This window comes from Paenarthrobacter sp. GQ52, assembly GCF_059759005.1.
This window is the reverse complement of record NZ_JCAXEJ010000033.1, coordinates 1-11824: the sequence shown is the minus strand read 5'-3', so window position 1 is coordinate 11824 and position 11824 is coordinate 1. Positions and strand designations below refer to the sequence as shown.

The 11824-nt window shown below is 62.4% G+C and carries 11 protein-coding genes and 1 pseudogene; 3 read left to right on the top strand and 9 right to left on the bottom strand.

What is annotated here, in order from left to right; genetic code table 11:
* The first annotated feature begins 88 nt into the window (after positions 1-88).
* Entirely contained in the window at positions 89-1411 is a 1323-nt protein-coding gene (locus tag AC6CH8_RS22690; protein ID WP_498192444.1) for a serpin family protein, read from the top strand.
* On the opposite strand, the gene AC6CH8_RS22685 is transcribed toward AC6CH8_RS22690, so the two are convergent.
* A complete protein-coding gene (locus AC6CH8_RS22685; protein ID WP_179018786.1) occupies positions 1408-2022 on the bottom strand; it encodes a TetR/AcrR family transcriptional regulator in 615 nt (204 codons plus the stop codon). The genes AC6CH8_RS22690 and AC6CH8_RS22685 overlap by 4 nt on opposite strands.
* A gap of 301 nt (positions 2023-2323) precedes the next feature.
* Between AC6CH8_RS22685 and AC6CH8_RS22680 the strand changes: the two genes are divergently transcribed.
* A complete protein-coding gene (locus AC6CH8_RS22680; RefSeq protein WP_091465285.1) occupies positions 2324-3256 on the top strand; it encodes a cytochrome b/b6 domain-containing protein in 933 nt (310 codons plus the stop codon).
* Here AC6CH8_RS22680 and AC6CH8_RS22675 read toward each other — a convergent pair.
* From AC6CH8_RS22675 to AC6CH8_RS22655, 5 genes are all read right to left on the bottom strand, one after another.
* The gene (locus AC6CH8_RS22675) at positions 3253-4086 is read right to left on the bottom strand and encodes a hydroxymethylpyrimidine/phosphomethylpyrimidine kinase (RefSeq protein ID WP_498192443.1); all 834 of its coding nucleotides are present in this window, start codon (positions 4084-4086) and stop codon (positions 3253-3255) included. The two genes, AC6CH8_RS22680 and AC6CH8_RS22675, sit on opposite strands and share 4 nt — an antisense overlap.
* 66 nt (positions 4087-4152) lie before the next feature.
* Positions 4153-5142 carry a TAXI family TRAP transporter solute-binding subunit gene (locus AC6CH8_RS22670; protein ID WP_498192442.1) on the bottom strand — a complete coding sequence of 330 codons (990 nt, stop codon included), beginning with the start codon at positions 5140-5142 and terminating at the stop codon, positions 4153-4155.
* Positions 5135-6547 (bottom strand): sensor histidine kinase, encoded by a 1413-nt coding sequence (locus AC6CH8_RS22665; protein ID WP_498192441.1) that lies wholly within the window; start codon positions 6545-6547, stop codon positions 5135-5137. The genes AC6CH8_RS22670 and AC6CH8_RS22665 overlap by 8 nt, the downstream gene beginning before the upstream one ends.
* Positions 6544-7206, bottom strand: coding sequence for a response regulator transcription factor (locus tag AC6CH8_RS22660; protein WP_178993326.1), 663 nt, complete (start codon positions 7204-7206; stop codon positions 6544-6546). Before AC6CH8_RS22660 ends, AC6CH8_RS22665 begins: the two co-directional genes overlap by 4 nt.
* Positions 7207-7375: 169 nt before the next feature.
* Entirely contained in the window at positions 7376-8773 is a 1398-nt protein-coding gene (locus AC6CH8_RS22655; protein ID WP_179018778.1) for an MFS transporter, read from the bottom strand.
* 311 nt (positions 8774-9084) lie between these two features.
* Here AC6CH8_RS22655 and AC6CH8_RS22650 point away from each other — a divergent pair.
* Positions 9085-9516: pseudogene (locus tag AC6CH8_RS22650) on the top strand (methyltransferase family protein); the annotation flags it as partial.
* 44 nt (positions 9517-9560) lie between these two features.
* Here AC6CH8_RS22650 and AC6CH8_RS22645 read toward each other — a convergent pair.
* The 3 genes from AC6CH8_RS22645 to AC6CH8_RS22635 form a co-directional block, all read right to left on the bottom strand.
* Positions 9561-10013, bottom strand: a complete 453-nt coding sequence (locus tag AC6CH8_RS22645; RefSeq protein ID WP_498192446.1) for a hypothetical protein — start codon at positions 10011-10013, stop codon at positions 9561-9563.
* A gap of 111 nt (positions 10014-10124) precedes the next feature.
* Positions 10125-11036, bottom strand: coding sequence for a TIGR01777 family oxidoreductase (locus AC6CH8_RS22640; protein ID WP_498192445.1), 912 nt, complete (start codon positions 11034-11036; stop codon positions 10125-10127).
* Positions 11036-11698 carry a TetR/AcrR family transcriptional regulator gene (locus AC6CH8_RS22635; RefSeq protein WP_420180116.1) on the bottom strand — a complete coding sequence of 221 codons (663 nt, stop codon included), beginning with the start codon at positions 11696-11698 and terminating at the stop codon, positions 11036-11038. The genes AC6CH8_RS22640 and AC6CH8_RS22635 overlap by 1 nt, the downstream gene beginning before the upstream one ends.
* Between the last annotated feature and the right edge of the window lie 126 nt (positions 11699-11824).

Below are 11824 nucleotides of genomic sequence, written 5' to 3'. Positions count from 1 at the left end.
ACATTTGGCGATCCCTCTCTCACTTCGGGTGAATTCCATCCTCAAACGGAGCACCATGTGAGAACAACGCCAAGCAGGGGGATGCGCCATGAAACGAACCGTCAGAGTGAGAGCGCTGCTCGCGGCAGCAGCGCTGGTGAGCGGTTCCGCCACTTTCAGTGCCTGCGCGCCCCAACCAACCGACGTCGGGCTCTTGACCGCCGACGGCGTGACTCGTGTTTCAGTCCAGACGACGGACTACTCGGCGCAGCTTGCCGCGTTCAATGCGTCGGCGCGCAAGCTCGGCGCCACGCTACTCGCCGATGGTGGCGACTCGGATAACGGCAACGTCGTGTCGTCGCCCGCCAGCTTGCTGATTGCGTTGAGCATGCTTCGGGCCGGGGCATCCGGGGCCACTGCAGCGGAGATGGACTCAGTTCTGGGTTTCCCCGGAGAGGGGCGCGACGAAACGATGAACGCACTGCTCGCCTCCCTTGAAAAGTTCGACGGCGACCCCGGCTCGGTCGACGAAGAGAACCCGCCGCGTAAGCCGGTCATGCACGCCGCCAACGGGCTGTTCGTTGACAAAGGCGTGCCCACCGGCGAGGCCTTTCTCACCACCCTCGCCAAACATTTCGGCACAGGCGTCTACCCGGTGAACTTTCGGGACGAGGCCGTGACCAAACCAGCAATCGACCAGTGGGTCAGCAGGAACACCGGCGGCCGGATCAAGGAAGCACCCGCACAATACGATCCTGACAACACCTTCAGCCTGCTCAATGCCCTTTACTTCGCCGCCGCCTGGCAAACGCCCTTCGATGCGGACGACACGTCGGACGGCCCCTTCACCAAGGGCAGCGGGGAAGTAATCAACGTGCCAATGATGCACTCTTCGCTCACCATGGCATACGCCGAAGGGCCCGGATGGCGGGCCGTGGATCTGCCTTACGCCGAGGGTTTTGTCATGCGGCTGGTACTGCCCGACGGCGATGCGCCGGGTTCGGTTGGTTCGTCAGGTGCGCCGGAACAGGCCGGCGCTTCTGCGGCAGTGCTGACGGACGTGGCTAAAGGATTGGGTGCAGCCAAACAGGACATGGTCCAGATCAGCCTCCCTAAGTGGGACCACAAGACCACGTTTGAGCTGCGGAAAGTCTTCAAAACGCTTGGACTCAACCAGATGCTGGCCACGGACAAAGATTTCGACGCGATCCAGCAGGGCATGAAACTGACGCAGGCGGCTCAGGCAGCCAACATCACCGTTGCCGAAAAGGGGACCATTGCCTCCGCGGTGACCCAGATGAATGCGGAGGCCTCCAGTGCCGTGGTTCCGGAGCGGGAGATCGTCCTCGACCACCCCTTCCACTACCAGATCGTTCACGTCGAGACCGGAATGCCCCTGTTCATGGGATGGGTGGCGGACCCGCGAAGCTAGCGGATCAAGCGGCCCACCAGCACCGCGGCGGCTTCGACAACCTCGTCGGCCTCGCGCTTAGTGTGACTGAAGGCCACTTCCTGCCCGGCGACGGTGATGATGTCCGTGATCACGGCAACGGTGAGCCTGCCAAGGGTGTCGTCGCTGGCGCCCAGGAGCACGGAATTTTGCCGCACCCACTCGCGCCCACGTTCCCGCCGGAGTACCTCGAAACCCGGGGGAGTGTCGCCCTCAATGAACACCCGCTCCAAGTGCCGGTGCTTCCAGGTGTAGTCGAAGTAGCTGCGGCTGCCCACGTTGAACAGCGCAAGGGGATCGTTCTCGCCGGCCTTGCGCGCCTTCGCCACGGACGCGGCGACCAAGCGCTCGTGTTCGTTTTGGTAGTCGTCCCACAGGGCGAGGAAGAGCTCAGTCTTCCCGCCAAAGTGGTGATAAAGGCTGCCCACGCTGGATCCTGCCCGCGCCACGATGTCCGAGATGCTCGCGTCGGTAAAGCCGTGCTCCACGAAAACGCTGGCAGCCGCGTCCAGGAGATTGCGCTGTGTTGCCGCAGTGCGGGTCCACTGCCAGGAGCCGGCAGTGGTGGCTGCATCGGATGTTTTGCGAACCACGCTCTCGCTCCTCTCGCAGGCGGAAGAAGACCGGAGTGTTGCCCGGCCATTTTTTGGAATCTTACTCTGGAGAGAATCCACATAGCCAACACCAAGCCTTGACTGGCCCACAGGGAACAGGAAATAATTCTGGAAGTCTGTTCTAGAAATGCATGTTGCGGCGTGTATCCGAATGCTGCGATTTTTGACGTCGAACGCCCCGAAACCCGGGTGCCGTTTTCACCGTCGGGCTGCAACTGGTTGAATCGCTATATAGCGCCAACTGGTCGCAGCCAAACAAGCCAGAGAGGAACGCGGCCTGATGTCCGTTTCAAGCAAGTCGTCCGGGATCACGTCGAACAGGTGGTTCAAACCCGTCGTCGTCACCGCAGGAGCTTTGGTGGTGGCACTGATTCTGGTGCTCGTTGCGCAATGGCTCCGGACCCTCCAGCCCGTGCAGCAGTTCCTCACCGACTACCCGGGGCACTCGGCCATTCCTGAAGGCGCCCCCACAGGGTTCCCGGCCTGGCTTGGCTGGCAGCACTTCCTCAATATGTTCTTTATTGTCCTGATCATCCGGTCGGGCTGGCAGGTGCGCACCACCACCCGCCCGGCTGCCAACTGGACCCGGAACAACAAGGGTTTCATCAAGACCAAGAATCCCCCCACCAAGATCAGCCTGGACCTATGGTTCCACCTGACTCTGGATGCGCTCTGGGTCCTGAACGGCATCATTTTCATCGTGCTGCTTTTCGCTACCGGTCAGTGGCTGAGGATCGTTCCCACCAGCTGGGACGTCTTCCCGAATGCCATCTCGGCCGGGCTGCAGTACGCATCACTGAACTGGCCCGTTGAAAACGGCTGGAACAACTACAACAGCCTCCAGCTCCTCACCTACTTCATCACGGTCTTCATTGCCGCGCCGCTGGCCATCATCACGGGCATCCGGATGTCCGGGGCGTGGCCCAAGAAGGCTGCGATCAACAAGTTTTACCCGATCGAGCTGGCCCGTAAGATCCACTTCCCGGTGATGATCTACTTCGTGGCCTTCGTGATCGTCCACGTGACACTGGTGTTGGCAACCGGTGCCCTGCGGAACCTCAACCATATGTACGCCTCCAACGACGACAACAGCAGTTGGTGGGGCTTCGGGATCTTCGCAGCATCCATTGTCTTCACGGCGGCCGCTTGGTTCCTGGCCCGGCCCCTGTTCCTGCGCCCGATCGCCTCGCTCATGGGCAAGGTCTCGCGCTAACTGGCCCCGCCCTGCCACAGAGCGTCAAAGGGAGCGCCGGAGGACACTCGGTTCTTGATGCCGGCGGTCACGAACGCCTTCGCCGTTCGGGCAGCTTCCAGCGGCGCCGCACCCTTGGCCAGCTCGGCAGTCACTGCGGCAGCAAGCGAGCAGCCGGCACCGGATACAGCTACTTCGCCAACTTTGGGCGCGCGCAGGACCTCCAGCGTCTCGCCGTCGTAGTAAACGTCGACGGCGTCCGGGCCTTCCAGCCGAACCCCACCCTTGGCAAGGACTGCTGCGCCGCTGATCTCATGGATGCGAATGGCGGCGGCCTTGAGCGACTCTTCATCGGTGATGGTGAGTCCGGACAACGACTCGGCCTCGAAGTGGTTGGGAGTGACGAACGTAGCCAACGGCAGGATCTGCGCCTTCAAGGCCTGGTCGGTGTCCAGGGCGTGGCCAGGTTCCTGTCCCTTGCAGATCAGCACCGGGTCCAGCACTACGTGCCTGAAGGAGCCGTCGGTCAGTGCGTTTTCCACGGTGCTGATGGTCGCCGGGCTTCCGAGCATGCCGATCTTCACGGTATCCAGCATGGAAGGTGCGCCGGAAGCGGCACCATATGCCGCCGTCGTGGCTTCCAACTGGTCTGCAATGACTTGCTGGTCCACGGGCACAAAGCGGTGGTTCCAGTTGTCCTGCGGGTTGAAGGAAACGATGCACGTGAGGTTCGCGATGCCGAACACTCCGAGTTCCTGGAAGGTCTTGAGGTCGGCCTGCGCGCCGGCGCCACCGGTCGCTTCGGAGCCGGCGATGGTCAGGGCAATGGCAGGGGCAACGGCTGAAGTCATGTGTTCCATTTTGCCATTCGCTCGGTCACACACCGATTTTCGCGCTGCCCGGCTAACCGTGCAGGCTTAACCGTGCAGCGCCCGGTAAGTCGCCTCTGCAGCCGGATGCAGGGGCAGGCCGGCTGTGTTGATCAGAGTTTCCGGGCTGAGGAATTGAACGCCAGTGCTGGACTTCGGCACCAGATCCTGAGCCTGCCCTACCAGCAACTCCACGATCTGCCGAACAACATGATCCGCCAGATCCCTGCGGCACAGAAGCAGGTTGGCCACTCCCACGGTCCACACGGCAGGCGCGTTTCCGTAGCTGTTTGCGGGAATGAGGACGCGGTCGTAGAAGAATTCCGACTGAGCCCGTGTTGCCGGCACGAGCTCGGAGAGGTCGAGGAGCCGCACGCCAAGGGACTGTGCCGCGGCAGCGATGGGCGCAGTAGGGACACCTCCGGACTGGATCATCACGTCAATCGAACCGTCTCGCAGTGACGCCAGCGCTTGGTTCAACCCAAGGTTGACCTGGCTCACGGCCCTGCCCGGCCCTGCCGTCGCGCCCGAGAGTCCTGCGGCAGCAATGATTCGGCCGGCCGTCAGGGTAGTGCCCGAGCCCACTTCGCCCACGCCTGCGGTCTTCCCGGCGAGGTCGGCGAAGGTTCGGATGCCGCTGTCCTCGCGCACAATGCAGTGGACGTAGTTTTGGTACACCTTTCCCAGCGCCACCAACTGCCCGTCGTCCCTGCCAAGGGCTGTGGCCTGCGCGGCGGCGTCGGCCAGTGCGACGGCGAGCGTGGCCTCGCCGGATAAGACCCGCTGGATGTTCTCCAGACTTCCGCCGGTGGTCAGCGCGATTGCCTTTTCAGTCACCCTTTCCCGCTGCAGCAGGTCCGAGAGGAGGGTGGCAAACTCTAAGTAGAAGCCGCCGGATTCGCCGCCGGCAACGGTCAGTTCCGGTGGCCGTTCCTCCGGTGTGCAGGCCGCAGTTGATGCGAGCAGGCCGCCGCCCAAGCCGAGCACGGCAACTGCTAATAGGGCGCTTCGCCGGGAGATCGTAGGTAACTCAGGCATGCGAACCGTACCTCGGCCGCGCAAATTCCAGCCGGGCAGTCAGCCCGTATGGCTCAGTCGCTTCCAGGACCAGCTTCGCGCCGTTCGCTTCAGCGAGCCGTTCCACAATGGTCATACCCAGCCCATTGCCGGGGATCCTGCTGTGCTGTGGTGCCCGCCAGAATCTGGTGGTGGACGCGGCGAGTTGATCGGCCGGGAGGCCGGGACCGTCGTCGGAAACCTCGACGGCGGTGCCTCCCTGCGTCTGCCGGCTCGCCACCGTGATGCGTGCCCCCGGAGCGTATTTGAGGGCATTGGCCAGGAGTTCACCCACCATGTGCGCGAGTTCGTCCGGATCACAAACGATCTGGTTTTCCGACGCTGGGCCCTCTAACGTCAGCTCCGACCCGGCAAGGCGAGCGGCCGGCGTCGCCCTCTCCACTTCACCTTGCAGGACGGGGAAGGGGTCGATGACGGCCAGGCGCTTGTGCTCTGAAGGCTCCACTCGGGCAGAGCCTTCAGAGGCGCGGTGTTCAGCGGTTGCCAGCTTCAGCACGCCGTCGAGCATTTCTTCCACCCGCTCAAGTTCGGCCACAACGCCGGCGGCCGCGTCCTTCTCAGGCTCCGAGTTCAAGGCGAGCTGCAGCAGATCGATCCGAAGCCGCAGCGCCCCAACAGGGTTCCGGAGTTGATGCGAAGTATCGGCGATGAGCCGGCGCTGCGACTCCATGCTGCGGGTCACGGTGTCGGCCATGGCCGTGAAGGAGCGGCTCAACTCACGCAACTCAGGCGGACCGGCTTCGGGAAGTTGGCTGGTTTTGCCCGTGGCCGCGAGCTCGTGGACTGCCTTGCTCAGCCGGTGGACCGGGCGCAAAACCCAGGCCGTGATCCGCGACGCCGCCACGAGCAGCAGCATGCCCAGCGCCACCGCGGCAAGCCCGACGACGAGCCACCGCTCCCGTAGCTTCTGCCGGGCTGCGTCCAGGTTGACTTCAACAACCACTTCGCCGAGTACCTGGCTGGCCGTGCCGAAGGACCTGGAGATGAAGTCGTTGCCTGTGCCGAACGCCCGGATGGGGTTCAGCGTAGTGTCGCTGAGATTGAGGCTCGCCCGGTTCAGCGCTTCGCTGACCTCTGGTTGGTCCTCGCTGAGGCCCCCGGAGCGAAGGGTCTTCTGTTGGAGCCGGATCAGGATTCCTTCACCATAAAGCTCCGAATAGCGGTCCATCTCGCGCTGCAGTTGGGTTGTGTTGTTGTCCTCAGCGGCGTCGCTGGCCAGTTGCGCAAAGCGGTTGAGGGCTGCGACGCGGTTGATCTGCAGCTCCTGGGTGAGCTCCCTGCTGGCCGATGTCAGGATCACGCTGGATACCGTCACCACAATGACAACAACCAGCAGGCTGAGGATGCCGAGGACGCGGACTTTCACGGTTGCTCTACGCGGTAGCCGACGCCTCGGACGTTGATGATGAACCCGGGAAGTTGGAGCTTGGACCTGAGGCCTGTGAGGTGCACGTCCAAGGACCGGGAGTGTGCCAGGAATGCATCGCCCCAGAGTGCGTCCAGGATCTGCTCCCGGGTCACCACCGACCCTGCGTTCCTGACCAGCAGGCTGAGGAGGTCGAATTCGGTTGCGGTTAGGGCGAGTTGTCTTGTGCCCACCGAGGCCACCCGGCGATCGAGGTCTACTTCCAAACCTCCGAGGACAATGGCATGCGGAGCTTCCTGGCCGGAACGGCTGGTGCGCCGGGTGACAGCTTCGATTCTGGCGAGCAATTCCACGAGCTTCACGGGCTTGACCAGGTAGTCATCGGCTCCGGACCGGAGACCCAGCACCACACTCCGTTCGTCGTCGCGCGCGGTCAGGATCAAGATGGGGATCTGTGTGACCTGGCGCAGTTTGCGCAGGACGTCCAAGCCATCCAGGTCCGGAAGGCCGAGGTCCAGCAGGATCACTTCGTGTTGCCGGTGGGCCAGGAGTGCGTCCTCGCCGCGGGATACCCGGGTGTGCTTGTGGCCGGCGGAGGCGACGGCTGCACTCAAGGCCGACGCCATGGCGTCGTCATCCTCGACGATGAGCACGTGCACGGTCAGGGTCCTTTGGCTTGCTGGGCTGGTTCGCGGGTTTGGTTCATGGGTTGGTTCGCGGACTTGTTCGCGGGTTTTGGTTCGCTACTAGAGCTTAACGTTGTGAGGCCCGCTCTGCGCTCTTCGGAGTATCCAAAGGGCGCAAAGCGGGCCTCACAAGGCAGCCAGGTCAGGCGTTGACGAGGTCCTTCTTATCGTCGTCGTCCTTCGCAGTGCCCTTTGCCGCGAAGGCGTTGCCCTGTTCCGCGTCCAAGTGCGTCGGCTTCTTGTTCTTTAGCGCGAAGATGTACACCAGCAGGGAGATGAAGATTGCGGCGGTGACGTACGTGAAGAACATGTCCACCTGGCCCGACTTCTGCAGGGCCGCACCGATCAGCGGAACCGTCCCGCCGAACAGCGAGTTGGCAATCGCATAACCGAGTCCAACGCCGAGCGCGCGGATGGATGCCGGGAACAGTTCAGCCTTCACCAGCGCGTTGATGGATGTGTAGCCGCCCACCATCAGCAGGCCACCGAACATCAGGAGGAACGCCACGAAGGGATCCTTGGTTCCAGCCAGTGTGGAGAGCAGCGGCCACGTGAACAGTACGCCAGTGACGCCGAACCAGATCAACAACGGCTTGCGGCCGATCTTGTCCGAGAGCATGCCGTACACGGGCTGCAGCAACATGAAGATGAACAGCGCCCAGAAGTTGATCACGGAGGTATCGGTCTTGGCGATGCCGGACGTATCGTTCATGAACTTCAGGATGAAGTTGGTGTACGTGTAGAACGCCACGGTGCCGCCGAGGGTGATGCCGATGCAGATGAGCAGTGGCTTCCAATGCTTGGTGAACAGCAGCTTCATGGTGCCGGGCTGTGCTTCACCCGCAACCTTGACGTGCGCGGCGCGGAGCTGATCGGAAGAGAGGGTTTCTTCCATGGAACGGCGGAGCCAGAGAACGACCAGCGCAGCCACGCCTCCGATGGCAAACGGAATGCGCCATCCCCACTCCGTCAGGTCCTCCTTGCTCATGGTGTTCTGCAGGATCACCAGCACCAGGAGGGCCAGCATCTGGCCGCCGATCAGTGTGACGTACTGGAAACTGGAGAAGAAGCCGCGGCGCTTGGCCGTTGCAGCTTCGGACATGTAGGTGGCGCTGGTACCGTACTCGCCGCCCACTGAGAAACCCTGGACCATGCGGATGAACACCAGCAGAATCAGAGCCCAGAGGCCGATGACATCCTGCGTCGGCAAAATGGCGATGGCGAAGGACCCGGCAGACATCATGGTCACGCTGAGTGTCAGCGCTGCCTTGCGGCCCTTGCGGTCGGCGTAGCGGCCGAAGAACCAGCTGCCGATCGGGCGCATGAGGAACGACGTCGAGAAGACGGCCATCGCCTCAAGCCCTGCCTGCAGGTCGTCCGAGGAGTTGAAAAAGTGCGACTGGAAATACGCCGCGAAAACCGTGTAGACGTAGAGGTCGAACCACTCCACGAGGTTGCCCGCGGAGCCCTTGAGGATGTTGCTCACGGCCTTGCGTGTCTGGGCGGCTTCGCTCAGAGTTTCAGCTTGTTGGGTGCTCATCAATGAACCTTCCTGGACGGCGCCTGATATGGCAGCCGTGTCTTGCATGAGTTCGTTCTGTCCATGAAGCTGGTGCTCATGGCGTCCTTGCGCATGGCTCTTCGTCGACTAAGAAAGGCCCTCCAAGGTGAAGAGGACATGTTCCAAACTATGGGTGATGCACGGCACAGCCCTAGCTCGCGGGGGATTTCCTAACACTTCCTTAGGTTTCGGCTGGCCCGGGTTGAGGTCCGACGGCGGTCGCTTGCCTTGGATTCCCGGCCGCAGCTTCCGCTGTGGCTTTCCTGAAGCACCGGGGTTATCTTTTTGGCATGGGCGCATTTCTGCGTGTGGCGCGCGCAGTGAAACAGGAGGCAGCCAATGTTCCGCTGCCGCCGGGACAAGTTGCGGGTCTGGTGCTGGATGCAGTCCTCAACCGCTTGCATCCCGTTTCCGTGCCTGAGCGCAGCGTCGGACAAAAAGCGGCCGGCGCTGTGTTGGTGCTGGCCGGCGCAGGAATCACCGGTTGGGCGGTTTGGGAGCGCCGGCGTGAAACGGCGGGAAGCTTTCAGCTGGGTCATCCCGAGGGCTTAGTGACCACCGGCCCCTATGCTGCGAGCCGCCATCCGATGTATCTCGGGTGGTGGATGATTCACGCAGGGGTGGCGGTGTCCAGGGGTTCTGCCTGGCCCGTGGTGACTATGCCTGCTGGAATGCTGGTGGAACATCTGGGCGCGTTGTGGGAAGAATCCATGCTCCGACAGCGATTTGGCGAGGCATACGCCGACTATGAGCGGGATGTTCCGCGCTATATAGGTTCACCGGCACGATTGATGCGCACCAGTTTCCAGGTGGCAAGGCGGCCAACTCCCGCTGCGACGGCAATCGACGACGAAAACAGAAGTGAACCCGTGGACGAAAATGCGCCGAAAGGCACACACATGAGCAACCCCGCAGCGAAGAATGCGGCCACGTGAAGCCACTGATTCCGAACGCGTCGCAGGGCGAGTCCGAGGAAGGAACCTACCGCGGCACCGACTGCCCAGACGGGGAGCAGGCTGTAGATGAAAAAGACAACGGCCCACTCGGGACTCTGGCTGGACAGCAACACACAGAACGTCAGGTGCGCCACGGCGATGCCCAGAGTCAGTCCCTTGCCTTCCAGCACCACCCGATCCTTCGGTCCGTAGCGCCATCCGGTGGATGGGCTCCTTGTTGCCGGCGCGTACTCTTCATCGATTGACCAAGGGTTCTGGCTCATGACTAACTCCGGGTGATGTGAGCGAGCGTTCGGCTGAAGGGGTGGTTTATGTGAGCGAGCGTTCGGCTGAAGGGGTGGTTTATGTGAGCGAGCGTTCGGCTGAAGGGGTGATTATGTGAGCGAGCGTTCGGGTTGGCCGGCGGTGATCGCGTTGAGGGCACCGGCCAGGGTTGGGTGCTCAAACGCGAACCCGGCGTCGAGCAGTTTCCGGGGCTCCACCCATCGGCTCTTCAGCACAAGCTCTGTTTGAGTACGGATCAGGATGGCGCCCGCTTCGAGCAGCCACGCGGGTGTTGGGATGCCGAAAGGGACACCCATGCTTTGCCGGACAAGTGACATCAGCTCGCGGTTGTCCACAGGATAGGGTGTTGCCGCGTTCACCGGTCCGGTCAGCTCAGTGTGCTCGTGCACGAACAAGACTGTCCTAAACAAGTCCTCCACGTGGATCCAACTGAACTTTTGCGTGCCATGGCCCATGTACCCGCCCAGGCCAAACCGGGCAAGATTCCGGAGGGGGCTCATGACACCACCCGCACCTAGGACAATTGCAATCCGCAGCGGCACCTTTCGTGTGTCCGGAACTGAAGCTGCCGCCAACTCGTCCTCCCAAGCGCGGGCAACGTCCACGGAGAATCCGCTGCCCAGTTCGCCGGTGACCTCAGACTGCGGACCATCTTCCGCATGCCGGTAGATGGTGCCGGTACTTGAGTTGATCCAAGTTCTGGGCCGTTCGGCACATCGAGCAGCGGCGCGTCCCAAAGCACGAGTCGTGAGGACCCGGGAGTCCAGAATTTCCCGCCGATGCAGCTCGTTGTAACGGCAATTCACGGAGCGTCCGGCGAGGTTCACCAGCAATTCGGCGCCGTCAAGCGCTTTGGTGATGGCGCCGTCGTCGTGCCATTGAGCGTCAGCCGAAGTGTCCCGCCCGACCGTCCGCACCACCCATCCTTCAGCAACAAACCGACGCCGGAAGTAGCTTCCAATGAAGCCGCTGGCGCCGGCAATCGCCACCGTCCTCCGCATCACGAGTCTTCCTTGACGCTTCGCACGAGCCCCAGGACGTCGTCGAAGACCTTGCTGACTCCGGGAATTTTCGCGAGTGACAGGCCGCGCGCCACCAGCGGGGCTGCGCCGTCGATTAATTTCCGCGTGCGGCGTTGGCCCTCGGACCGGTCGTAAACCCAGAACAGCGCGACGCCCATGTACGCCAGCCACAGCAGTTCGGGCAGATCGCCGCGCAACTTCTTCGCGACGGCGGGGGAGGAACCTTCGACGGCGGACCGGAAGATCGCGAGGGAAGCCTCGCGGGCGGCGGTGGACGCCTCACCGAACGGGTTGACGGGCGACGACGGCCGGATCGCGGTCGCAATGAAGTCGGAACCGAACTGGTGGTAGGGAGACATGACGTCCACTCCTGTGTGCAGAACTGCTTTGAGGCGCCCGGCGAGATCCTGGATGCCTTCGAGTGCCTGCGCTGCCGCCACGGCGTGTTCGTCCTGCACTTGGATGTAGAGCTCCTGGACGAGTTCGTCCTTTGAGGCGAAGTAGTAGTAGGCGTTGCCGACCGAGACTCCGGCCTCCTGGGCGATGGCGCGCATGGTGGTCTTTTCGAAGCCGATTTCACGGAACATCTTTAGCGCGACGTCGGCCACCAGCTGGCGGGTCTGCTCACTCTTTGCTGCCATGGTGCCGCTCCTCAAGCTCATTTTTGAACGTGTTCAAGAATGAGTATGTCACGGTTTCTGAACGTGTTCAAAAGTGGGTCTGTGAGCGAGCGTTTGATTCAAGCACGTGGGAGGTGAGCAAGCGTT

Excerpts from the sequence above, each read along its gene's own strand:
- AC6CH8_RS22690 (WP_498192444.1), top strand. The coding sequence starts at position 89 with ATGAAACGAACCGTCAGAGTGAGAGCGCTGCTCGCGGCAGCAGCGCTG.
- AC6CH8_RS22680 (WP_091465285.1), top strand. The coding sequence starts at position 2,324 with ATGTCCGTTTCAAGCAAGTCGTCCGGGATCACGTCGAACAGGTGGTTC.
- AC6CH8_RS22675 (WP_498192443.1), bottom strand. The coding sequence starts at position 4,086 with ATGACTTCAGCCGTTGCCCCTGCCATTGCCCTGACCATCGCCGGCTCC.
- AC6CH8_RS22670 (WP_498192442.1), bottom strand. The coding sequence starts at position 5,142 with ATGCCTGAGTTACCTACGATCTCCCGGCGAAGCGCCCTATTAGCAGTT.
- AC6CH8_RS22655 (WP_179018778.1), bottom strand. The coding sequence starts at position 8,773 with ATGAGCACCCAACAAGCTGAAACTCTGAGCGAAGCCGCCCAGACACGC.
- AC6CH8_RS22645 (WP_498192446.1), bottom strand. The coding sequence starts at position 10,013 with ATGAGCCAGAACCCTTGGTCAATCGATGAAGAGTACGCGCCGGCAACA.
- AC6CH8_RS22640 (WP_498192445.1), bottom strand. The coding sequence starts at position 11,036 with ATGCGGAGGACGGTGGCGATTGCCGGCGCCAGCGGCTTCATTGGAAGC.
- AC6CH8_RS22635 (WP_420180116.1), bottom strand. The coding sequence starts at position 11,698 with ATGGCAGCAAAGAGTGAGCAGACCCGCCAGCTGGTGGCCGACGTCGCG.